This is a genomic window from Streptomyces sp. NPDC102451 (genome assembly GCF_044765485.1).
Taxonomy (GTDB): Bacteria; Actinomycetota; Actinomycetes; order Streptomycetales; family Streptomycetaceae; genus Streptomyces.
In genome coordinates this window covers 477,273-499,033 of sequence record NZ_JBIWKD010000001.1, presented here as the reverse complement: position 1 = coordinate 499,033, position 21,761 = coordinate 477,273, and the positions used below count along the sequence as shown (strand labels likewise).

The window sequence follows — 21,761 nt, the reverse complement described above, 5'->3', positions numbered from 1 at the left end:
CTGTCCCTTGAGCGGCGATTTATGGGCTCATACGGGTATATCAAACGAATACCGTTACGTGCGATGGGGCGGGTATCCCCCACTACCCCCCGGCACGGCCTTGAGGGGGCGCAGCATGACCACTGCCGAGAAGTTCCCGCCGCACACGTTGCGGGCCACGATCGTCGTACCGATCTACAACGCGTCCCACTACATAGAGGCGTGCGCTCCGTCCCTGCTCCGGCAGAGCATCGGTCCCGACCGGTACGAAGTCGTGTACGTCGACGACGGATCGACGGATGACTCCGCGGAGCGCCTGGACCGGCTGGCCGCCGCCCACCCGCACGTCCGCGTGATCCACCAGGAGAACTCGGGCTGGCCCGGCAAGCCGCGCAACGTGGGGGTGGCGAGCAGCAGGGGGGAGTTCGTCCAGTTCGTGGACCAGGACGACGAACTGGGCGAGGAGGCCCTGGAGCGGCTGTGCGCCCTGGGCACGAAGAACCGGTCGGACATCGTGCTGGGCAAGGTCGCCGGCACGATGCAGGCGCCGAGCACCGTGTTCGCCCGCACCATCGACCGCTGCTCGGTGCGCGACCACGGGCTGATGGACTCGCTCACCCCGCACAAGATGTTCCGGCGGTCGTTCCTCCTGGAGAACGGCATCACCTTCCCGGAGGGCAGGTGCCGGCTGGAGGACCAGCTGTTCATGGCCCGCGCCTACGTCGCCACCGACCGGGTCTCCGTGCTGGCCGACTACCCCTGCTACTACTGGATGCGCCGCGAGGACAAGGGCAACAACAGCAGCGCGCCGATCGACGTCAAGGGCTACTTCGGCAATCTCCGCCAGGTCGTCCAGGCGCTGAAGGACGGCACGGAGCCGGGGGCCGAGCGCGACGCGCTGCTCCGCCGCACCTACCGGGTGGAGATACTCCACCAGGTGAGCGAGCCCCGGGTGCTCAGCTCCACCCTCGACGTCCGTTCCCGTTTCGAGACGGTCCGCCGGCTCGTCGCGGACGAGTTCTCCCCCGGCGTACGCGAAGGGCTCCCCGCGGTGCAGCGGCTGCGCGCGACGCTCCTGGAGGACGGCCGCCTGGACGGTCTGCGCGCACTGGCCGAGCGCACCCGCACGCTGCGGGCACGGGCCGAGCTGGGCCGGCTGCGCTGGCGGGACGGCAGGCTGACCGCACCCCTCCAGATGGCCATGACGCATGCCGACGGCACACCGGTGATCATGCTGGAGCGCGACGGGCGCCTGCTGCTCGACCCCCGGCTGCTGGAGGGCAACCCGGCGGTCACGGAGTGGGAGATCGGCGACCCCCTGCGGGCGGCGAACGCACGCGTGCTCCTGAAGGACCGCAAGCGGCCGATGGGCTGGTTCCCCACCTGCGATCTCAGGCCCATGGTCGTCCCCGCGGGCCCGGGACGGAGCCGGCTGGTCGTCCGGGGCAGTCTGGAGATCGATCCGCTCACGGCGGCCGGCGGCGGCGCGCTCCAGCGCGGGATCTACGACGTGCGGGGCTCGGTACAGCTCCTCGGGGTGGGCAGGAGCGTCCGGATCGAAGGGGACCGGCGCAGCGAGCTGACGGCGGCCGGAGCCACCCGGGTCGGGCCGGACGCCGTCGGCGTCGTCCCCTACTGGACCGCGGGGGGCACACTCGCCGTCGACATGGACGAGTTCTACCACCGCATGGACGCCCTCCCGTCGCGCAGGTGGACCGTGCACATCCCGGCGCCGGCCCGCCGCCCGCTCGGGCGGACCTGGCGCAGTCTGCGTGCGAAGGTGCCGCCGCGCTGAGCCCCCGTCCCCGTGCCGCACCTCCGGGGACCGCCCGCGGAGGTGCGGCACGGGGACGCACAATGGCCGCATGCGTGCTGCCCGGCTGATCAAGATGGTGCTGCTCCTGCAGTCCCGGCCCTCCATGACCGCCTCCCAGCTGGCGGAGGAGCTGGAGGTGTCGGAGCGCACCGTGACCCGGGACGCCCAGGCGCTCTCCGAGGCGGGTGTGCCCGTGTACGCCGACCGCGGCCGGGCCGGCGGCTACCGGCTCGTGGGTGGCTACCGGACGCGGCTCACCGGGCTGGCCCGCGATGAGGCCGAGGCGCTGTTCCTGTCCGGGCTGCCCTCGGCCCTGCGCGAGATGGGGCTCGAGGACGCCGCCTCGGCGGCCCGGCTGAAGGTCTCGGCCGCCCTGCTCCCCTCGCTCCGGGACGCCTCGCGCAGCGCCGCGCAGCGCTTCCATCTGGACGCCCCCGGCTGGTACCAGGATCCGGCCACCCCCGAGCTGCTGCCCGCCGTCGCGGAGGCCGTCCGGGACGACCGGCTGGTCCGGGCGCGCTACCGCCGCCGCCCCTCGGACGAGGTGGAGCGCGAACTCGCCCCGTACGGCCTCGTCCTGAAGGCCGGGGTCTGGTACCTCTGTGCCCGGGCCGGGGACGACTTCCGGGTGTACCGCATCGACCGGTTCGCCGCCGTCGACGTGTCGGAGACCCGCTTCGCACGGGACGAGGACTTCGACCTGCCACGCTTCTGGGCGGAGCGGGCCGCGCAGTTCGCCCGGTCGATCCTGCGTACCGAGGTGACCGTACGTCTGTCGCGGGAGGGTGTACGGCGGCTTCCGCAGGCCGTGGACCGGGCGGCCGCCGCCGAGGCGCTGGCCGGGGACACCGCGCCGGACGCGGACGGCCGGCGCACGGTCGTCCTGCCGGTCGAGTCCGCCGAGGTGGCGTACGAGCAGTTGCTGGTCCTCGGGCCAGAGGTGGAGGTCCTGGCCCCCGCCGCCCTGCGCGAACGCTTTGCCGATACCGCCGAACGACTGCGCGACCTCTATCGCTGAAGTGGCCCGGAAGTGACGTCGAAGGCTTCAATTCGGTGTCTGGGCGTGCGTCGCCCGCCCTCGGGGCAGATGCTGGACCCGTGATGGACGAAACGGAGTTCTGGGAGATCATCGACAGCACCCGCGAGGCCGCCGATGGCGACCCCGAGGAGCACGCCGACCTGCTCGTCGAACGGCTGGTACGGCTCGATCCCGACTCCGTGCTGGACTTCGCCAGGCACTTCGAGGCCCGCTACAACCGGGCGTACCACTGGGACCTGTGGGGCGCCGCGGCGGTCCTGCTCGGCGGGGCGAGCGACGACGCGTTCGACTACTTCCGCTGCTGGCTGATCGCGCAGGGCCGGGAGGTCTTCGAGGGCGCGATGCACGACCCGGACAGCCTGGCCGAACTGCTGGACGACTTCGACGAGGAGCTCGACGGGGACGGCGAGGACCTCGGCTACGCCGCCGACGAGGCGTACGAGCAGCTGACCGGAGTGGTCGCCCCGGACCTGGGACTGCCCCCGCAGACACCTGAACCGGCGGGCACGCCCTTCGGCTTCGACGACGACGCGGCGCTGGCCGAGCGCTATCCCGCGCTCTGGGAACGCTTCGGGCCGGCCTGAGCCCGGGGCGGGCGCCGACGAGGCCCTGACGGGCCGCCGGCCGACGGCCCGTCAGGGCCTCGTCGTCCGTGTCGCCGGCTGCTCATGGGGCAGGATGGACGTCATGCCGCGCTCACGCATCGCCGTCACCGGATCGACCGGACTCATCGGGGCGGCGCTCGTGCGCTCGCTCCGGGCCGACGGGCACGAGGTGGTGCGCCTGGTGCGCCGCCCGGCCGCCACCGGTGACGAGGTGGAGTGGGACCCGAAGCGCCAGTACGTCGATGCGGCGGGCCTGGTCGGCTGCGACGCGGTCGTCCACCTCGCCGGGGCGGGGGTCGGCGACCACCGGTGGACCGAGGCGTACAAGCGGGAGATCCGTGACAGCCGGGTGCTGGGCACGGCGGCCGTCGCCGAGGCGGTGGCCTCCCTGGACACCCCGCCGAAGGTGCTGCTGTCCGGGTCCGCCATCGGCTTCTACGGCGACACCGGCGACCGTGCCGTCGACGAGAGCGCGCCGCCCGGCGAGGGCTTCCTGCCGTCCGTGTGCGTGGACTGGGAGGAGGCCACGGCCCCCGCCGAGGAGGCGGGCGTCCGGACGGTCCACGCGCGGACGGGTCTGGTCGTCTCCCGCCGGGGCGGCGCCTGGGGGCGGCTCTTCCCGCTGTTCAAGGCGGGGCTAGGCGGGCGGATGGGGGACGGCCGGCAGTACTGGAGCTTCATCGCGCTGCACGACCACATCGCGGCCCTGCGACACATCCTCGACACGGAGACGCTGTCCGGGCCGGTCAACCTGACAAGCCCCTCCCCCGTCACCAACGGCGAGGTGACGGCCGCCATGGGGCGGGTGCTGCGGCGTCCGACCCTGTTCACCGCCCCGGCGCCCGCGCTGAAGGCGGCGCTGGGTGAGTTCGCCGGGGACGTCCTGGCCAGTCAGCGGGTGCTGCCCGGCCAACTTCTCGACTCGGGCTTCGCCTTCGCCTTCCCGGGCGTCGACGACGCCATCCGCGCCGCGCTGCGCTGACCACGGCCCGGCGCTCCCCCGGCCCCGCACGGGCCGCCGTGCGACCCCGTGCACCGGTGCCCGGGGTGCGCGCGACTGCGCCGCTCTCGGCCATACACCTAGCCTCATCCCGAACTCGGGCATTCCGGGGGCCTGTTGGGGGCAATAGCCCCCCACCAGTCGCACCGACTCGGGGAGGGGCACGTGATCGGGGCACACACAGCAGACCACGCGGATGTGGTCATCATCGGGGCCGGGATCGCCGGCCTGTCGGCGGCCCACCAGCTGATCAGCGCGGGAGTGGGCGTCAGCGTTCTGGAAGCGGCCGCGCAGGTGGGCGGCCGGATGGCCACCCATGACGTGGACGGGTTCCGGCTCGACCATCTGGGCCCGCTGCTCAGCTCCGCGTATCCGGAGCTGAGCCGCACACCGGGGCTCGAAGGGCTGGTCCTGCGGGACTTCGCCCCCGGGGTGCTCGTCCACAGTGGGGGGCGGCAGTACCGCGCCGGGGACGTACGGAGCGCGCGGGGCGCACTCCGTGCCGTGCGCTCCCGGTCGAGCGCCCCTCGCGCGCCCCTGGGCGGGGCGATCGAACAGGCCAGGCTCGGTGCCTGGCTGGCCCGTCTCGCCACCACTCCGGACTCCCGGATCCTGGCGAGGCCGGACAGGGCCGCACTCGACGCGCTGTCGGCGCGCGGTCTGCCGCCCCGTACGGTCGGCGGCTTCCTGCGCCCCCTGCTCTCGGCGCTGCTCGGCGATCCCGGGCCGGCCACGTCCAGCCGCATGGCCGACCTCACCCTCCGGGACTACGCGCGCGGCCGGCTGTGCGTGCCCTCGGGCGGCTCCGCGACGCTGCCCGAGCTGCTGGCGGCCGCTCTGCCGCCCGGGACCGTACGCACCGGGGTGCATGTGACGGGAGCCGACATCACCTCCGTACGCACCAAGGAGCACGGCGAGCTCAGCTGCCGGTCGCTGCTGCTGGCCACCGGTGCGGGGGCCGCCGCCGAGCTGCTGCCCGGTCTGCGGATGCCCGCGTTCCATCCGGTGACCGTGCTGCACCACACCACCGGGGAGGCGCCCGCACCGCGGACCGGAGGGTGTCTGCTGCTGGACGCGGACCGTTCGGGTCCGGTCGCGCACACCGTCGTGATGAGCGAGGTCGACCCCTCGCGTGCCCCCCGCGGCCGGACCCTGATCACCTCCACGGTGCTCGGCCCCCCGCCACAGGACCTGGACGGCGAGGTGCGCGCCCATCTGGCCCGGCTGTACGGCACGCCCACCGACGGCTGGGAGCTGCTGGCCTCCCGTCACGACCCGGAGGCGGTCCCCGCCATGCCACCGCCGCACGATCCGCGCCGGCCGGTCCGGCTGCTCGCCGGGCTGTACGTCTGCGGTGACCACCGCGACACCAGCACGGTCCAGGGCGCACTGCGCTCCGGCAGGCGCGCCGCCTCGGCGATCCTCACGGACCTGGGGGTGCGCGTGCGGCAGGGCGACGGAACGGAGCTGCCGGCCGCCGCCTGAGCCCGTCGTTCAGCCCAGCGCGGCGACCCGGTCGCGGTATCCGCGTACGGCGACGGCGTCGCGGTACGGCTCCAGGCGGCGCTCGAAGTCCCGTACGTACTCCGTCGCGCGCACCGACCGCATCTCCGCCGCCTGCTGGGCCGCCTCGGCGCCCAGCAGGCAGGCCTGGTCCAGCTCGCCGAGGCCGAGCCGCGCGGAGGCGAGCACCACCCGGCAGAACAGCCTGCTCCGGGCGTACGCCGGCGCACGCAGCTGGAGCGACCGCTCGGCGTGCTGGGCGGCGACGCGGTACTGCTGGAGATCGCGGTGGCAGTGGCCGAACTCGTCGGCGAGCTGGGCCTCGTCGAAGTAGCGGGCCCAGTACGGCACGTCGTCCCCCGGCCGGGAGATCCCCAGCGCGCGTTCCGCCCGCACCAGTGCGGCGACGCACTGCCGGTTCTCCCCGAGGACGCCGTGTCCGCGGGCCTCCACCGAGTGCATCAGGGCCATGACGACGGGCGGTGCCGAGGAGCCGATGCCCTGCTGGGCGACGCGGGCGAGCTGGACGGCTTCCCTGCCGTGCCCGAGGTAGACCGCCTGCCGGCTCATCGTGATCAGGACGAAGGCGCCGTACGCCCGGTCCCCGGCGGCCTGGGCGAGCCGCAGCGCCTGGACGAAGTAGCGCTGGGCGAGACCGTGCGCCGCGATGTCGTACGAGGTCCATCCCGCGAGCCGGGTCAGATCGGCCGCGGCCGAGAACAGCCGGCGGCCCATCGTCTCGCCGTAGCTCCCGCGGAGCATCGGCTCGGCCTCGTGCTCCAGGTACCGGACGAGCGCCTGCCTGGCGTGCCCGCCGCCGTAGGCGTTGTCCAGCGTGCGGAAGAGCTCGCCCACCGAGCGCAGGGCGGCGACGTCACCGCTGCCGACCCGCTGGCCGGTGCCGCGGTCGGTCTGCCGCTGGCGCGGGACGCCGAGGAGCGGCGGCGCGGGAGCGGACGGGCGGGAGGGGGCGGGCCCGCGGGTGGAGCCGTGCCGTACGCCGCCGGGGCCCGCCCCGTGCGCCGCGCCGGGGGCCCCGGGGGCCTGCAGGGTGCCGGCTCCGCCGGACGACTGCTGGAGCCCGTGCGGCGCCCGGGCCCCGTGGCCCTCGGCGGGCGTACGGGGGGCGGGCAGGCCGGCGGAGCCGTTCGCACGGTCCTGCGGCTCGCCGCGGCCGACCCATTCGTCGGCCCGGCCGATCAGCCAGTCCCTGCTGGGCACGACCAGTCCGGCGGGCGTGAAGGCGATCTTGCGCAGCTCCGCATGGCTGCCGGAGTCCTTGCGCCACAGCCCGCTGACGATGTCGACGGCCTCGGCGGGCGTGGCCGCGAACTCCAGGCCCGCGTAGACGGGCGCACACGCGTCCAGGCCCAGGTCCTGTGCGGAGAGCCGGCGCCCGAGCCGTCTCGTGAAGACCTCGGCGATCAGCGCGGGGGTGGTGCCCCGGGGCTGCTGGCCGCGCAGCCAGCGGGTCACCGAGGTCTTGTCGTATCGCAGGTCGAGCCCGTGTTCGAGGCCGAGCTGGTCCACCCGGCGGGCCAGGCCCGCATGGGAGAACCCGGCCTCCGCGATGAGGGCAGCGAGCCGCCTGTTCGGGGTGCGCTGCGGAGGTCGTTCCGACATCAGCTGTAAGGTCTCCTGCCTTCGGCGCCGGGCGGGCAGCCCTTACGGGCTCCCCCACGTTTTGGGAGCGGGCGAGCCCGTCATGGAACGGCGCGAACTTAACCGCCCCGGCGGCGGTGGCGACGGCCTTCGCTCCACGTTCATCCGATCGTGTGAGGATTGTCCGATCGCTGACGGGCGGCGCCCCGTCCGTAACCTGCCGGACTCCGCCCTCCGGAGCGGTCGTACAGTGGCTCAGGGCGCACATCAGTGCATGGTGACGTGGCTCCGGGGACACCCCCCGGTCCTCCGGCACCGCGAGTAGGGAGGCACCCGAGTGAGTGAGCTGCGGTTCGTCCGTCTGGGATTCGGTGAGGAACGAGTCGACTACCAGGAGGCCTGGCAGAAGCAGCGCGAGGTGCATGCCGCCCGGTTCGAGGACACCGTCCCCGACACCTGCCTGCTCCTCGAGCACCCGTCCGTCTACACGGCGGGGAGGCGCACGACGGAGAGCGAGCGCCCTCTGGACGGCACCCCCGTCATCGACGTCGACCGCGGCGGGAAGATCACCTGGCACGGCCCGGGACAGCTCATCGGCTACCCGATCCTCAAGCTGCCCCGCCCGGTGGACGTGGTCGCCCACGTCCGCCGCCTGGAGGACGCCCTGATCCTCACGGCCGCGGAGTTCGGCGTGGAGACCAGCCGGGTCGAGGGCCGCAGCGGTGTCTGGGTCCTCGGCGACCCGGTCGAGGACCGTCCCGCGCTCGGCGGGCTCTCCCTCGACTTCGACCCCCGGCTGCACGACGAGGAGTTCGATGCCCGGCTGAACGGCCCCGAGTACGCGCCGTCCAACGCCGGACAGCGCCGCGAGGACCGCAAGCTGGCCGCGATCGGCATCCGGGTCGCCAAGGGGGTCACCATGCACGGCTTCTCCCTGAACGTGAACCCGGACAACACCTCGTTCGACCGGATCGTGCCCTGCGGGATCCGGGACGCGGGCGTGACCTCGCTCTCGTACGAGCTGGGCCGCGAGGTCACGATCGACGACGTGCTCCCGGTCGTCGAGGGACACCTGCGGGACGTCCTGGAGAACGCGGACCTCGCGCCCCGCGTCATCGCGCCGAAGGAGCCGGCCGCCTCCGCATAGGGGAGGCCGTAGGGAATAGGCCCCCTCGGCCACAGGTTGGCCAGACGCAAGGCCGTTCTAACCACGGGCGTACCCTGGTGTTCGCCGAAGAATCCAATGCAGCGAAAGCAAAGGGGTGCCGGAGTGTCCGGTGTCGCACCCGACGGGCGCAAGATGCTGCGCCTGGAGGTCCGAAACAGCCAGACCCCCATCGAGCGCAAGCCCGAGTGGATCAAAACCCGGGCGAAGATGGGCCCCGAGTACACGAAGATGCAGGCGCTCGTGAAGGGCGAGGGACTGCACACCGTGTGCCAGGAGGCCGGCTGTCCGAACATCTACGAGTGCTGGGAGGACCGCGAGGCGACGTTCCTCATCGGCGGCGACCAGTGCACCCGGCGCTGCGACTTCTGCCAGATCGACACGGGGAAGCCGCAGGCGCTGGACCGTGACGAGCCGCGCCGCGTGGGCGAGTCCGTCGTGACGATGGACCTGAACTACGCCACGATCACCGGCGTCGCACGCGACGACCTGGACGACGGCGGCGCGTGGCTGTACGCGGAGACCGTGCGCCAGATCCACGCCCAGACCGCGGAGCGGGAGGCCGGCGCCACCAAGGTGGAGCTGCTGATCCCCGACTTCAACGCGGAGCCCGAGCAGCTCGCCGAGGTCTTCTCCTCGCGCCCCCAGGTGCTCGCGCACAACGTCGAGACGGTGCCGCGGATCTTCAAGCGGATCCGCCCCGGCTTCCGCTACGAGCGCTCCCTGGAGGTCATCACGCGGGCCCGCGAGGCCGGTCTGGTGACGAAGTCCAACCTGATCCTCGGCATGGGCGAGACCCGCGAGGAGGTCAGCGAGGCGCTCCAGGACCTGTACGACGCGGGTTGCGAGCTCATCACGATTACGCAGTACCTGCGGCCCTCTGCGCGGCACCATCCGGTCGAGCGCTGGGTGAAGCCGCAGGAGTTCGTCGAGCTGAAGGACGAGGCCGACGCGATCGGTTACTCGGGCGTCATGTCCGGCCCGCTGGTGCGTTCCTCGTACCGCGCGGGACGCCTCTTCCAGCAGGCGATGGAGCGGCGCGGTGCGACCGCCTCGGCCGCACCGGCCGTGTGAATCGGCGCACAAGGAGCTACTGAGCGTCAACGCCCGCAACGACGCGGCCCGTACGTCCCCCGCAGGCAGGGGGCCCGTATGGGCCGCGTCGGCGTGCGCGCCGCCGAAATCAGAGTTTCATTGGTGTTTGACCGACCGGTCATGCACTGGTAACACCGAGCAGTGACCCTAGGTACATACGCGGTGGCTCCGCAGCCGCCGTCGTCATTGCTTCCCGCTACTCAGTGCGCGCCGGGCGCGCGCATCCGCTCCGAGGGGGAACACCCACGATGCATGCCGCACCGGTACGAGCCAACGCCATCCCGACCGTCACCACCGCGCTCCGCGCGGTCGAGTCGCTGCTGATGAGCAGCGGCCAGCGCACCGCCCGCCGCAACGCCTGGACGGCCGTCCTGGAGGACCGCCGCAGGGCACAGGACCGGGTCGAGGCGGAGCATGTGCTGAAGGCCGTGGCCGACCACCGTTCCTAGGTCGCTCCGGGGCCACGTAAACTTCGCTACATGGCGAGGAAGGCAAACACTGAAGGCGCGGACAGCGCCGAGAACGCGGGGCGGCTCAAGCAGATCGCCCTGACCTACAAGATGACCAGGCGGTCGGACCCCAAGGTGGGTCTCGTCGTCGCGGGTGTGGGAATCGTCACCTTCGGTGTCCTCCTCGCGATCGGTTTCCTGATCGGTCACCCCGTCTACGCGGGCATCCTGGGCTTCGTCCTGGCCTTCCTCGCGATGGCGATCATCTTCGGACGGCGTGCCGAGCGTGCGGCCTTCGGACAGATGGAGGGCCAGCCGGGCGCGGCCGCGGCGGTGCTGGACCGGGTGGGCCGTGGCTGGACCACGACCCCGGCCGTCGCGATGAACCGCAGCCAGGACGTCGTCCACCGGGCGGTCGGCAAGGCCGGCATCGTCCTGGTGGCGGAGGGCAACCCGAACCGGGTGAAGAGCCTGCTGGCGGCCGAGAAGAAGCGGATGGCCCGCATCGTCGTCGACGTACCGGTGCACGACATCATCGTCGGTGACGGCGAGGGCCAGGTGCCGCTGAAGAAGGTGCGCACCACGATGCTGAAGCTTCCGCGGGTCCTGACCGGCCCGCAGGTGACCGCCGCCAACGACCGGCTCCGGGCGATGGGCGACCTGATGAGCAACATGCCGCTGCCGAAGGGCCCGATGCCGAAGGGCATGCGGATGCCGCGCGGCGGAAAGATGCGCTGACCGAGCACGTACGCAGGAGAGCGGCCCCGGACGACGTACGCGTCCGGGGCCGCTCTTCTGGTCTCTGTCCGTCCTCTGTTGCCCGTACGGCTCAGATGCGGACCTGGACGGCGCGGGCCAGCCGGTCGTGGAGGCCGCGGCTGTCGCGGTCCCAGACGATGGCCGGGATCACCAGGAGCAGCAGCACCGTCCGCAGGACGACCCGCACGGTGCCGAGCCGCCCGCCGTCCTCGGCGACGACCCGCAGCCCCATGATCCGCTTGCCCGGGGTGGAGCCGACGGTCCCGACCGTGAGCAGGCTCAGCACGAGGAAGACGCCGAGCGCCCAGTTTCCCGCCGCCTGCTGGTCACCGCGAGCGATCAGCCCGTATGCGATCAGCATGCAGGCGGCCCAGTCGATGAAAAGGGCCCCGAAACGCCGGCCGAGCGGGGCCACGGACCCCGGGCCTTCCTGGGGCAGACCGAGGCGCTCGCCCCGGTAACCGAAGTCGGCGCCCATCTCCTCGGCGGCCGCGCGGGGCCCCGAGAGCCACGATCCGATTGCTTGCCTGTTGTCCACCCGACCACGGTACTGCGCCCACGTTTGTACCCGGCCGGGCGGGGCACCGAACACGTCGCCGAGGTGCTGACCACCGGCGCCCTGGTTAACTTGTGCGAAACAAATGGGTCATGCTGGAGAAATCCTGTCTGCCTATGGTCGGGTCCAGCGTGTGCCACCGCACTGGCCACACAGACGAGCTGCAACCCCGCCCGTTCCCGGGTCGGGAGTAGGAGGAGTTGGATGTTCCAGAACGCCGACGAAGTCCAGAAGTACATCGCCGACAACGACGTCAAGTTCATCGACGTCCGGTTCTGCGACCTGCCGGGTGTGATGCAGCACTTCACGATCCCTGCGGCGACCTTCGACCCGGCCGATGAACTGGCTTTCGACGGCTCGTCGATCCGCGGCTTCCAGGCCATCCACGAGTCGGACATGGCGCTCCGTGCGGACCTGTCCACGGCCCGTGTCGACCCGTTCCGCCGCGACAAGACGGTGAACGTCAACTTCTTCATCCACGACCCGATCACCGGCGAGCAGTACAGCCGTGACCCGCGGAACGTGGCCAAGAAGGCCGAGGCGTACCTCGCCTCGACCGGTATCGCCGACACCGCGTACTTCGGCCCCGAGGCCGAGTTCTACGTCTTCGACAACGTCCGCTTCCAGACGTCGGCGAACGAGAGCTTCTACCACATCGACTCCGAGGCCGGCGCCTGGAACACCGGTGCGGTCGAGAACAACCGCGGTTACAAGGTCCGCTACAAGGGCGGCTACTTCCCGACGCCGCCGGTCGACCACTTCGCCGACCTGCGCGCCGAGATCTCCATGGAGCTGGACAAGAACGGCCTCCAGGTCGAGCGCCAGCACCACGAGGTCGGCACCGCCGGCCAGGCCGAGATCAACTACAAGTTCAACACGCTGCTCGCCGCGGCCGACGACCTGATGCTCTTCAAGTACATCGTGAAGAACGTCGCCTGGCGCAACGGCAAGACCGCGACCTTCATGCCGAAGCCGATCTTCGGTGACAACGGCTCGGGCATGCACGTCCACCAGTCCCTGTGGTCCGGCGGCTCGCCGCTGTTCTACGACGAGCAGGGTTACGCGGGCCTCTCGGACATGGCGCGCTACTACATCGGCGGCATCCTGAAGCACGCCCCGTCGCTGCTGGCCTTCACCAACCCGACGGTGAACTCGTACCACCGCCTGGTCCCGGGCTTCGAGGCGCCGGTCAACATGGTGTACTCGCAGCGCAACCGCTCCGCCGCGATGCGTATCCCGATCACGGGCTCCAACCCGAAGGCGAAGCGCGTCGAGTTCCGCGCCCCGGACCCGTCCTCCAACCCGTACCTGGCGTTCTCGGCCCTGCTGATGGCCGGCCTGGACGGTGTCAAGAACAAGATCGAGCCGCCGGAGCCGATCGACAAGGACCTCTACGAGCTGGCCCCCGAGGAGCACGCGAGCGTCCAGCAGGTCCCGACCTCGCTCCCGGCGGTCCTCGACGCCCTGGAGGCCGACCACGAGTACCTCCAGGCCGGCGGTGTCTTCACGCCCGACCTGATCGAGACGTGGATCGACTACAAGCGCACGCACGAGATCGCCCCGATCCAGCTGCGCCCGCACCCGCACGAGTTCGAGCTGTACTTCGACATTTAATTGCTTTGTGTCTTAGTAGCAGTTCTACTCATGCACGCTGTCAGGGACAGATACTATCAGCCCTGTCAAGTTGAGTAATTGGCCCGATAAGCCAGCCGCTATTAAGGCAAAGCAGAGAAGGACCCTTACCGGGATTGGTGAGGGTCCTTTCTCGTTATGGCTGTAGAGAACTTCTAGCCGCTACCACTTGATAGTCAATAGTCTTGCCGTTCAAATCAATCTGAGGAAAGACACCCCTGATATCAAAGATGGTGGGCTTACCGTCAGACTCGGCATAGAGGATTTCCCCTGCCTTGTTCCTGATGTTACCTACCCTTGCGGTCAAGAGAGGACGGTAAGGCATGAACAACTGAATCCAGTTTTCGTTGTAGTAGCTACTTCCGAATCCCTTCCTGTCAGGCAACCACTGTTCAATTGACTGCCATGTCCTAGCAGAACCGCCAGTAGCTCTTACGCCTCTCGGATTCTCATAGTCCCAGTAAACCGGGATGGAACCACTTTCGTTCTGTTCTCCGAAATACTGTGTATAGATGTCAGCGCGCATTTCATAGCGCTTCATTGCCATAACTCTCACAGGATGTGCCACCCCCACTTGCCCCGCATTCTGCGAGTCTCGCGGTTCTGCCTCTTTAGCTCCTTGCGGTAATCCATCGGGGCAAACTGAAGCATTCGGCTCTTACGCCATGACACATTCCCGATAGCCTTTTGAGCTAGCGGAGCCAACCAAACATCCTTATTGCCAACAACCATCTTGTCATCACCATGAGAGTAAGACTCTAGATTCGGCTGCTCAAATACAGATGTTGGGTCCTCTTCCATATAGGCACACTGGTAAGCGACTGCCTTTCGTAGCCAAAGAATATCCGTTTCGTTGGTTACTAGTTCCGCTAGTCTTCCGCTAGCTGTTTCAATGATTGCCTGAGCCTTCTTCAAGGTAGCTAGGTCAACGGAAACCCCCGCGATTTCGTAAACGTCATCAACTGTTGCGAACACTATTCTTTAGTCCTCCAATCCTGGCACCACTACTACTCGCAGGGGTGTTGTGTAATCCGCTCCTGAGCCTGCCGAAAGCTTCAAAGCAATTCGGTAGTCTCCCGGAACATCAAAGAGGGAAGTAGCGGGCCACTCATAAGTAACCGTGCCGTTCTCCTCATCTGTGATTGCTGCTGTTCCTCCGGTACGCAAAACACCATCGGGACCGGACACAAGCAAAGCCGCGCCGGTATAGGCAGACAAGTCACGCGCATTGCCGTTCTCATCCTGTACAGGAATGAGAAGAGGCTCAACCGGGATTTGCCCGGTTACATAAGTCAGGCTCATTTACCTTCAATCTCCGTTCGTAGAATCTTCCTCGGTAGCTCTAGAGGAATCTCATTAGAGCCAAGGGTGAGGATTGCCCTTTTGCGAGCGAGCGTCATAGCTAGCTCTGTGTACGTAGGCCCGTCAACCAATTCAATGGTTGCTCCCATAGCCCCCGAAAAGGCAGCTACACCAGGGACACCCGCTTGAAGCGCCACAGGAGGAATCACAGGGGCCTCAAACGACAGTGAGGCTCCCAGGGTGCCCCGGAACGCTGCTAGGCCCGGAGAACCGGCCTCTAGCACCTTCTCGACCCCCGGCGCGGTTGCGCCTGAGTTGTAGTGAGCCAAAACCCGAGTGCTTGAGAGAGCCGACGAATAAACGGCGAACTCATCAAGCGTTCCGTTCAAGGCATAAGAGCCAGAGGCATAGCTAAGCTCTAGATTTCCGCTAGTGCTAGAAGTGCCAGGGCTTACCGTATTGCTTGCCACCTGTACCCCATCGAGATACAGGCGATTGGTTCCGCTATCTCTGATGACGACAACGGCATGATGCCAATTGCCATCTGTCACCGTTGCTGATGACGTGAGATTGATTCCGGGTGACTGTCCATCGTTTGCCACAAAGTACAGCTTTCCAGAACCGTTAGTGCTCAAGTAGAAATACGGGGACCTTGTATAGATACAGATAGTGCCATCCGTCTTAGTCGTCTTGAACCATGTTTCGATTGAATAGGTTCCGTTGAACAAAGAGGGGGCAACGCTGTATCTCGCATAAGCCAAAGCGGTATTACCGAAAGCCAAAGCACTATCAGAGCCGCCCGGAATTCCCGGCTGCCCTCTTGTGATGGCACCACCATAAGAAGCTGAGCCACCTAGAGAGCCAGCATTAGCAAGGTTGCCGGAAGCCTCATCGAGCTTGAAATAGATTGAGGGGCTATCCGCTAGCACCACATCTGAGTAAGCCATGATTCACCCCCTTATACCGTTGCTCGGAGGATTCCAGAATCCGTTGTAATTGCTGAAGACTCGGGGTCCTGGTAGAAGTATTCCCACTTGATTGTCATGTCTTGATTCGTAGCCGACTGAGTAGAGCCAAAGTCCAGGATTCCAAGGAGAGGCTTTCCCGAAACGGTGTCGTCATAGATAACCACGTATCGGAAGGATGCCGTAATGGAAGGCCAAGTAACGTCCGCAGCATCAAAGGTCCAAGCGTCATTAGCGTTGGAGTAAGTCCAAGTCTTAGACGTGAGAGCCTTACCGCCCGCCGTATATCCCGTACCTGACATTTCATAGGTAGAGACATCCGCCCACTCATCATGAGTGTCACGGTTAGGCGTATAGCTACCGGTTACCAAAGCCACCTTGATTGTGTCGTTGACCAAATCAATCTGCTTGCTTAGTGCCTTGCCAATGGCAGGGCCGTACCAACTAATAGTCATTGTTCATGCTCCTTTCATGAGAGAAGGGGTGAGGCTCGAAAACCTCACCCCTTTCAATCGGTCCTAAGCGGGGCTCAGGACTTGGTTAGCTCCAGAATTCCGAACGCTGAAGGCTGACCAACTGCGAAGCCCTTACGGGTACGCATCTTGAGCAAAGGCTCATCTGTACGCGCTCCGGCTTCCTCAACTAGGCGGTACTCCATTGGCGTACGGTCACCAAGAATTAGGTGCTGTCGGTTACCCGCTACAAGAAGAGGGTTACCGGCCGCGCCCGCAGCTCCACCCGCGCCACCTGGGGCACTTGAAGCGGTAGCAGACGTGATAGCGCCAAATGAGAAGTTGACCTGATATCCGAAGAGAGTTGACGGAGTTCCGGCAAGACCCTCAACGAAGATTGGACGACCATTTGAATCAACGATTCCACGAAGTACAGACTTGAACTTAGGGTGTGCAATTACAACAGTGTCAGCGTCATTCCAGAATGCGCCACCCTCAACAAGTGCGAGAGTGTCAGAAAGGGCCGCGTAAGTAGCTGCGGTAACACCAATCTTCTGACCTGAACCAGTCGCCTTGTAAACAGAGGTGAATGGAACAGTTCCAAGGTTTGCATTTGCTGTAGTACCAAGGCAAGCAACGTCAAGGTGAGTTGCATAAGCGGTAGCTACCTCAAGCTGATGAGAAGCGATGATGTCAACGTTGGCATCCTCTAGGTCTTCCTCAGCAACAACGAGAGCGTTCGTGAACTTGACGGCCTTTAGCTCGACATTGTCTAGCGTTGGGTTGTCGTCAACATACGCTCCACCCTTTGCCACAACGGTTGTTGCAGCGGCACCCGCGCGGGGAACCTCAGTAATGTTGCTGCCCATTACATAGTGACGGGCAACGGCCTCAATCGCTGAAGACTGAAGCACTCGGTTTAGAACTTCGGAACCATACTCCTCCGGTACCCAAGCATCGGCATTAACTCTAGCCATTTTTAGTTATTCTCCTGATATTTATTTAGTTGTCCGGAACACCTCCTAGGAGATATCCGGTAGGTGCTCACAGACACCTAATTCAATTGTTATTCAGTTATTCCTGATAAACCCGAGCCGGCTCGGGAATTCAGAATTCTTCGATTAGTGCTTTAGATAACCCGCAACTAGCTTTTCTGCGCTGCTCTTTGTAGGACTTGTTTCCCTCTTGTCTGAGGCGTCCGCACCGCTAATGCCGTTGGGCTTTCCCGCACCAAATAGCTCTGGGAAATCTTCCTTCAGAGAATCAATCTGGTCTGTCAGTCCCTCAAGCTCTCCGGATTCCGTCACGGTAATCTCTGAGAGGTTCAGCAACTTGCGAACCTTTGGGTTATTGATACCGGCCTCTGAAAGCGTCCTTTCGGCCTTGAGACCAATAGCCATGTCTCTAAAGGTGTTTCTCTCATTGCGGTAATGCGCTGCCTCTCCGTTTGCCTTCTTCAAGGCGGACTCCATAGCCGCAATATCGTTAGTCTTCTCTGTCGTGTCTTCCATTATTTCTTTTCCTCCGTCTCGGTAGTGTTCTCTGTAATGGAAATGGTTACTGTGTAACCCAATGTTTCAAATCTGTTCGCTGCTAGCTGTAGCTCATCAAGAAGACGCTTCTTATTCAGCTCTGCTTGCAGCTCCCTAATACGTGCTTCTACTTCCTCGTTCATGCAGCCTTCTGTTCCCCGGCCTCTGAGCCTGTCTCAAGGGCTGCTGTGTCGGCAGGCTGTACCGGCGTCGTCTCGACTCCTGTACGGCCCTCAGAGCCGCCCCTAGCGGCTTCCTGAGCCCTGAGAGCTGCTGTCGCTGCCCACTGGTCAACTAGAGCCTTGTCGTAACCCATCTCGTACATTCGCTGTTCGAATGGCAATCCGGCCTGTTGCTTCTTATAGGCAATCTCCCACGCTTCCTTTGTGTCGAACGTTTCCACTGCGCGCCAATGAACCTGTACGTCTTCCTTCATTCCCTGTGCCTCAAGGATGAATGAGAAGACCTTTCGCCATGTCGAACCAAAGGACAACTGACGCATCTTTGTCTTCTTCACTAGCGGAGCCTCAGCAACTCTTAGAGCCTCACCGGATGGCACATTTCCTGTTGGCTCGAAGTAATGCAAAGGTGTAGCAGTGACAGTAGCCATTGCGCGGATATTGACCCGCATAGGCTCAATAAACGTTGATGGGTCAGCGGAGTTGAATTCTCCGACTGCCTTGATTCCCTTGAGAACGGCCAGAGAGCCAGGCTGATTAGCTACATCAACTGTCTCTGAATCATCATCAAAGTCCGCGTTTTCTGATGAGCCCTCTTGAGTAAGTGCCCAACGCTGCGGGAATCCGTGGAAGTCGTTGGCTGCCATTTGAGTTACAACGAACTTGTTAATGGCATCCTGGGGACCATAGGCCCTAATGTGTTCCGGCGTACCCTCTGGCATCTCCGTACGGAAATGGAAGACCGGAATAACCTTCTGCTTCAAAGGATTAGCCATAACGCCGTTAGCGTCGGTGTACTCATCTACATAAGGCTTGAACTCTGACGGCTGAGGATTAGTGGTCAGCTTCTTGTTAAGGCTGATGTACTTTTCCCAGCGGTCCGGGTAATAGAGATTGACGCGAGTGCGTGTCTCTCGCTTCCCGTTTGTATCGACCGTGATTTCCCAAACCTTAGCGGCATAGCGCATTAGCTTAGGGTTTTCCTCATCGTAAATAACGATGGTGGTCTTTGGGGAGTTGTAATGCACCTGTAGGGAATCCCCATCAGGCAGAACCATTAGATAGGCGTCGCCATAAATCAGAGCGTTCTTATGGACCTGAGCAATGTCTAGCTGTAGCTCATCAGTAGCCCAAACTCTGTCGAGATACTGCCCGGCGTTCTCTGAAACGGCGGACACAGAGGTAATCTCTAGGCGGTTATTTACTGTGTCTACGGGGACAGCCGCAAAGTTAAGTCGGAATTCCCCGGCTGTATCCTTTAGGGCCTTATAGGCAGCCTTGGAGGTGAATACCTCTTCAGCTCTACCGTAGTAGTAATCTTCTGCGGTTTCGTAGTCGTTTCTCCTATCAAGAATCTCCTTAACCGCGATGGTTAGGTCTGTCATTTGTGTGTGTTATTAACTCCTTATACCTGAGTATAAGTCATTTCCTTTCTAATTGCAATTAGTGGTCCGAGCCGGCTCGGATATTGGATAAACAATTCCGAGCCCAACTCCATTCAATCTCAGATGTAACTCTGAGCTTTAATGCTTACCTGCACTTGAGGCTTACCGAAGAAGTACAGAACTCCGGAACAAACAGCGTCCACAACGTCGTCTTTCTGGACCTTAGGGAACGCATACATCTGTGTTGTCAGCGTGTCGAAATGGGCTTCATGGAAGACCTTTCCCCGCTGGTAGAAGTCAAGAGCGTGAGTTGCCCTTAGCTCCTTTGCTCCTACCGCTCTCTCTAGGCGGAGCTTTGCCGGAATCCCGTCAAAGACAGATTTCCATACGTCGCCACCCTGGTTGGACTCCACATAGACAACCTTGGCCCCGTAGCGCTCACAGAGGCTTGTCACAAGGTCTCGCAGCTCTGGACCGGGACTTACCTTGTGCTGTTCGGCGTAACGCACGTACAAGGCTTCCTGAGGCTTCCCGTTCTCATCCAAGCCACGGGAGATAACCGCAATTCCTGTGTAGTCGCTTCTCTTCTTGGTAGTAACCGCAGGGTCAACAACCAAGAGAGTGTTTCCATAACCGGCAGGCTTACCAATCTGAATATCCTTGTCCTGCCAATAGGCAGCATCAAGAGAGACCGGCCGGTTCATAAAGTTCATCTGAAAAGAACGAGTGCCCCGGATAGAGTCCAAGAACTCCATAGACCAGAACTCAGGCCAAAGAGAACGCTCTGAGCCGTCCTCACCCTTAACGATTGCCGGGAAGTAATGAACCCTAATGTTCTCATCGAGCACCCAACGCAAATCAGGGTCCAGAGAGTCGTAAAACTCAGGGTCCAACTTTTTCAAATTTTCTGTATTTGAAAGGGTTGTAGATATAGGCAATTCTGAGCGAATTACTTTAGTACCGCTTTTATGATGCCCCTCAAATTCACCAGGAATTCCGGGGAATTCAGATTCCTGCCATTCCCTAGCCTTTTCCTCAACCATTCTCATTTGGTCAATGACACTTCCCGGCATTGTGGTAGTTCCAGCAAATACCACACGGGCATAAATGTTCATTGGAAGAATGGCATTGAGAACGGTGCCCCTACGCTTAATAGCCTCATTCTCTGAATAGTTAGCCTCTTGAGGCTCAATGTCATCAAAGAGAATGAGATTGGGACGCACGTTATCAATCTTTAGTCCCAGAGTCTTTGAGTCCGCACCCTTAGCAACAAAGATGAATCCATTAGCCTGCCGGATTTGGTCTCTGCTCTGAGCAATCGCAGTGTTCTTGCGCTTACCGACAAGAGGAGTGCACAGGTCGGGGAAGTCTTGCCGTAGTGCCTTGTTGTTCTCTAGCTCTGTCTTGAACGTCTGTAGGTGCTCCTCTGCCTGTGCTGCTGAGTCGGCAAAGGCAGCAACGAACGTGATGTGTCCGTGTGCTGCGCCCCACATAGGAAGGATGGTGAATAGCCATGTGCTCTTGCCTCCATTCCTTGGGGCAATGAATGAGTCCCGGCTTTCTCTTTCCTTCCTTGGCTTATCAACCCAAGCCTTAGCGTATTCACACAGAGCCAAATGGAATTCACTAAGGCTGATAACCCCGGCTTCATTAGTGATGTGATGCCGCATGTACAGAATGGCAAAGAGAAGTGGATTGTTCTTTGTCTGTCTAATCCTGCCTTCTCGTGTAGCTAGGTCCTGTACTACCTCCTTTGGGAGTCCTGCAATGTATTCTTCAATCTTCATAGTGTTTGTCCTGGTTTATCCCTTCTTCTAGAAACCCGCTGGTCAATGGCCTGTGTGCATGAGTTGGACGCCAACTGAGACAGGCTCTTGCCGACACAGACTTTGTATTGCGCTTTGTAGCAACCCCCCGAGGCCGGCAAATACCCTTGGTACAAATAGTGATACAGAGATTGGCTGTGCGCCTTTCTCCGGGGTTGGATTACTGACCCTGGTCTCTGAGGTCAGACACCTTCTGTTCGTCGCTGTATGCCGCCTTCAAGAAGCTGTCTAGGGCTGCATCGGTCTCGGATGGCTGCTCCGTGCCGTTGCGGGTGGTTGCCTTGCCCTGAATCAGATTCATTGTCTCGACTGCCCGTTTCACACCCTCTGTCACCTTCTTGTATTCATCGGGGCTTAGCTCATCACTTGAGTTGATGTATTCCATTCCTCTATCGATGATGTCTTGCATGGCTACTAGTAGCTCTTCCTCCCGATACCACTGGTTAAAGGATGCCGACTTAGCCTTTAGGTCAGATAGGGCAATAGAGACGTTGAACTCCTTTGCCCACGAATTAGCCGTACTCCAACTGTTTGGATAGCCTAGTTCACGTCTTGCCCTGCTATGCCCGATTTCACTGGCCTTTTCCAGGTATTCGAGCTTTTCCCTTTCTGTGTACTTCTTCTGATTCACCATTTATTTCATTTACGAACGCGTGAGACCCAGGTATTACGTCTATTCACTCTTTTCTAGAGTGGCTTCTCTAGAGCTTTTCGATTCCTCTAGCCAAAGAAGAGTCTTGATGATTCTGCTTACCGACAAGGGATTAGCGTCTAGCTCTTTCGCTACCTGCTTTGGGTCTAGCTTTTCTCCGCTTCGTATCCTTTCTTTGATGTGGTCTATCTCAGACATCATTAGTTCTCTGTCTGATTCTCTTGGTCCGGTCATTGTCTCCTCTCTGACCCCGCCGTTTTCCTTCATT

The 21,761-nt window shown here is 63.4% G+C and carries 21 protein-coding genes; 10 read left to right on the top strand and 11 right to left on the bottom strand.

Features of this window, described 5'->3' with window-relative positions; all coding sequences use genetic code 11:
- Window positions 1-115: 115 nt before the first annotated feature.
- The 5 genes from ACIRD8_RS02405 (at window position 116) to ACIRD8_RS02385 (ending at window position 5,924) form a co-directional block, all read left to right on the top strand.
- On the top strand, window positions 116-1,774 hold the full coding sequence (locus ACIRD8_RS02405; RefSeq protein WP_403985131.1) for a glycosyltransferase: 1,659 nt from the start codon (window positions 116-118) through the stop codon (window positions 1,772-1,774).
- A gap of 70 nt (window positions 1,775-1,844) precedes the next feature.
- Window positions 1,845-2,813 carry a helix-turn-helix transcriptional regulator gene (locus ACIRD8_RS02400; RefSeq protein ID WP_403985129.1) on the top strand — a complete coding sequence of 323 codons (969 nt, stop codon included), beginning with the start codon at window positions 1,845-1,847 and terminating at the stop codon, window positions 2,811-2,813.
- 83 nt (window positions 2,814-2,896) lie between these two features.
- Window positions 2,897-3,418 (top strand): DUF4240 domain-containing protein, encoded by a 522-nt coding sequence (locus ACIRD8_RS02395; protein WP_403985631.1) that lies wholly within the window; start codon window positions 2,897-2,899, stop codon window positions 3,416-3,418.
- A gap of 103 nt (window positions 3,419-3,521) precedes the next feature.
- A complete protein-coding gene (locus ACIRD8_RS02390) occupies window positions 3,522-4,421 on the top strand; it encodes a TIGR01777 family oxidoreductase (RefSeq protein ID WP_403985127.1) in 900 nt (299 codons plus the stop codon).
- 183 nt (window positions 4,422-4,604) lie between these two features.
- Complete coding sequence (locus ACIRD8_RS02385; protein WP_403985126.1) at window positions 4,605-5,924, top strand: NAD(P)/FAD-dependent oxidoreductase; 1,320 nt, start codon at window positions 4,605-4,607, stop codon at window positions 5,922-5,924.
- 9 nt (window positions 5,925-5,933) lie between these two features.
- Here the strand turns inward: ACIRD8_RS02385 and ACIRD8_RS02380 are convergent, their stop codons facing one another.
- Window positions 5,934-7,565 carry a regulator gene (locus ACIRD8_RS02380; protein ID WP_403985124.1) on the bottom strand — a complete coding sequence of 544 codons (1,632 nt, stop codon included), beginning with the start codon at window positions 7,563-7,565 and terminating at the stop codon, window positions 5,934-5,936.
- 316 nt (window positions 7,566-7,881) lie between these two features.
- Between ACIRD8_RS02380 and lipB the strand changes: the two genes are divergently transcribed.
- The 4 genes from lipB (at window position 7,882) to ACIRD8_RS02360 (ending at window position 10,991) form a co-directional block, all read left to right on the top strand.
- Window positions 7,882-8,691 carry a lipoyl(octanoyl) transferase LipB gene (gene lipB / locus ACIRD8_RS02375; RefSeq protein WP_403985122.1) on the top strand — a complete coding sequence of 270 codons (810 nt, stop codon included), beginning with the start codon at window positions 7,882-7,884 and terminating at the stop codon, window positions 8,689-8,691.
- Window positions 8,692-8,814: 123 nt separating this feature from the next.
- Entirely contained in the window at window positions 8,815-9,783 is a 969-nt protein-coding gene (gene lipA, locus ACIRD8_RS02370; protein WP_403985120.1) for a lipoyl synthase, read from the top strand.
- Between the two features lie 269 nt (window positions 9,784-10,052).
- On the top strand, window positions 10,053-10,253 hold the full coding sequence (locus ACIRD8_RS02365; RefSeq protein WP_099176328.1) for a hypothetical protein: 201 nt from the start codon (window positions 10,053-10,055) through the stop codon (window positions 10,251-10,253).
- A 30-nt stretch (window positions 10,254-10,283) separates the two neighbouring features.
- Window positions 10,284-10,991, top strand: a complete 708-nt coding sequence (locus ACIRD8_RS02360; RefSeq protein ID WP_124276851.1) for a DUF4191 domain-containing protein — start codon at window positions 10,284-10,286, stop codon at window positions 10,989-10,991.
- A 91-nt stretch (window positions 10,992-11,082) separates the two neighbouring features.
- Here the strand turns inward: ACIRD8_RS02360 and ACIRD8_RS02355 are convergent, their stop codons facing one another.
- Window positions 11,083-11,550, bottom strand: coding sequence for an RDD family protein (locus tag ACIRD8_RS02355; RefSeq protein WP_099176330.1), 468 nt, complete (start codon window positions 11,548-11,550; stop codon window positions 11,083-11,085).
- A 222-nt stretch (window positions 11,551-11,772) separates the two neighbouring features.
- Here ACIRD8_RS02355 and glnA point away from each other — a divergent pair, with 222 nt between their 5' ends.
- Window positions 11,773-13,182, top strand: a complete 1,410-nt coding sequence (gene glnA / locus ACIRD8_RS02350; protein WP_403985118.1) for a type I glutamate--ammonia ligase — start codon at window positions 11,773-11,775, stop codon at window positions 13,180-13,182.
- A 154-nt stretch (window positions 13,183-13,336) separates the two neighbouring features.
- Here glnA and ACIRD8_RS02345 read toward each other — a convergent pair whose 3' ends face one another.
- From ACIRD8_RS02345 to ACIRD8_RS02305, 9 genes are all read right to left on the bottom strand, one after another.
- Window positions 13,337-13,741: a hypothetical protein gene (locus tag ACIRD8_RS02345; protein ID WP_403985116.1), complete on the bottom strand. Its 405-nt coding sequence runs from the start codon at window positions 13,739-13,741 to the stop codon at window positions 13,337-13,339.
- Between the two features lie 440 nt (window positions 13,742-14,181).
- Window positions 14,182-14,502, bottom strand: coding sequence for a hypothetical protein (locus tag ACIRD8_RS02340; RefSeq protein WP_391603428.1), 321 nt, complete (start codon window positions 14,500-14,502; stop codon window positions 14,182-14,184).
- Complete coding sequence (locus ACIRD8_RS02335) at window positions 14,499-15,449, bottom strand: LamG domain-containing protein (protein WP_403985114.1); 951 nt, start codon at window positions 15,447-15,449, stop codon at window positions 14,499-14,501. Before ACIRD8_RS02335 ends, ACIRD8_RS02340 begins: the two co-directional genes overlap by 4 nt.
- 547 nt (window positions 15,450-15,996) lie before the next feature.
- Window positions 15,997-16,896, bottom strand: coding sequence for a phage major capsid protein (locus ACIRD8_RS02330; protein ID WP_403985112.1), 900 nt, complete (start codon window positions 16,894-16,896; stop codon window positions 15,997-15,999).
- 144 nt (window positions 16,897-17,040) lie between these two features.
- On the bottom strand, window positions 17,041-17,430 hold the full coding sequence (locus tag ACIRD8_RS02325) for a phage scaffolding protein (protein ID WP_403985110.1): 390 nt from the start codon (window positions 17,428-17,430) through the stop codon (window positions 17,041-17,043).
- Window positions 17,430-17,594 carry a hypothetical protein gene (locus ACIRD8_RS02320; protein WP_403985108.1) on the bottom strand — a complete coding sequence of 55 codons (165 nt, stop codon included), beginning with the start codon at window positions 17,592-17,594 and terminating at the stop codon, window positions 17,430-17,432. The genes ACIRD8_RS02325 and ACIRD8_RS02320 overlap by 1 nt, the downstream gene beginning before the upstream one ends.
- Window positions 17,591-19,015 carry a phage portal protein gene (locus tag ACIRD8_RS02315; RefSeq protein WP_403985106.1) on the bottom strand — a complete coding sequence of 475 codons (1,425 nt, stop codon included), beginning with the start codon at window positions 19,013-19,015 and terminating at the stop codon, window positions 17,591-17,593. The genes ACIRD8_RS02320 and ACIRD8_RS02315 overlap by 4 nt, the downstream gene beginning before the upstream one ends.
- A gap of 119 nt (window positions 19,016-19,134) precedes the next feature.
- Entirely contained in the window at window positions 19,135-20,802 is a 1,668-nt protein-coding gene (locus tag ACIRD8_RS02310; RefSeq protein WP_403985104.1) for a hypothetical protein, read from the bottom strand.
- A 199-nt stretch (window positions 20,803-21,001) separates the two neighbouring features.
- Complete coding sequence (locus ACIRD8_RS02305) at window positions 21,002-21,472, bottom strand: hypothetical protein (protein WP_403985102.1); 471 nt, start codon at window positions 21,470-21,472, stop codon at window positions 21,002-21,004.
- Between the last annotated feature and the right edge of the window lie 289 nt (window positions 21,473-21,761).

Bases quoted from the DNA above. Each gene is read 5' to 3' on its own strand.
- ACIRD8_RS02320 (WP_403985108.1), bottom strand. From the start codon at position 17,594: ATGAACGAGGAAGTAGAAGCACGTATTAGGGAGCTGCAAGCAGAGCTG.
- ACIRD8_RS02315 (WP_403985106.1), bottom strand. From the start codon at position 19,015: ATGACAGACCTAACCATCGCGGTTAAGGAGATTCTTGATAGGAGAAAC.
- ACIRD8_RS02400 (WP_403985129.1), top strand. From the start codon at position 1,845: ATGCGTGCTGCCCGGCTGATCAAGATGGTGCTGCTCCTGCAGTCCCGG.
- ACIRD8_RS02395 (WP_403985631.1), top strand. From the start codon at position 2,897: ATGGACGAAACGGAGTTCTGGGAGATCATCGACAGCACCCGCGAGGCC.
- ACIRD8_RS02365 (WP_099176328.1), top strand. From the start codon at position 10,053: ATGCATGCCGCACCGGTACGAGCCAACGCCATCCCGACCGTCACCACC.
- ACIRD8_RS02390 (WP_403985127.1), top strand. From the start codon at position 3,522: ATGCCGCGCTCACGCATCGCCGTCACCGGATCGACCGGACTCATCGGG.
- ACIRD8_RS02360 (WP_124276851.1), top strand. From the start codon at position 10,284: ATGGCGAGGAAGGCAAACACTGAAGGCGCGGACAGCGCCGAGAACGCG.
- ACIRD8_RS02335 (WP_403985114.1), bottom strand. From the start codon at position 15,449: ATGGCTTACTCAGATGTGGTGCTAGCGGATAGCCCCTCAATCTATTTC.
- ACIRD8_RS02330 (WP_403985112.1), bottom strand. From the start codon at position 16,896: ATGGCTAGAGTTAATGCCGATGCTTGGGTACCGGAGGAGTATGGTTCC.
- ACIRD8_RS02340 (WP_391603428.1), bottom strand. From the start codon at position 14,502: ATGAGCCTGACTTATGTAACCGGGCAAATCCCGGTTGAGCCTCTTCTC.
- ACIRD8_RS02310 (WP_403985104.1), bottom strand. From the start codon at position 20,802: ATGAAGATTGAAGAATACATTGCAGGACTCCCAAAGGAGGTAGTACAG.
- glnA (WP_403985118.1), top strand. From the start codon at position 11,773: ATGTTCCAGAACGCCGACGAAGTCCAGAAGTACATCGCCGACAACGAC.
- ACIRD8_RS02380 (WP_403985124.1), bottom strand. From the start codon at position 7,565: ATGTCGGAACGACCTCCGCAGCGCACCCCGAACAGGCGGCTCGCTGCC.
- ACIRD8_RS02405 (WP_403985131.1), top strand. From the start codon at position 116: ATGACCACTGCCGAGAAGTTCCCGCCGCACACGTTGCGGGCCACGATC.
- ACIRD8_RS02345 (WP_403985116.1), bottom strand. From the start codon at position 13,741: ATGAAGCGCTATGAAATGCGCGCTGACATCTATACACAGTATTTCGGA.
- ACIRD8_RS02325 (WP_403985110.1), bottom strand. From the start codon at position 17,430: ATGGAAGACACGACAGAGAAGACTAACGATATTGCGGCTATGGAGTCC.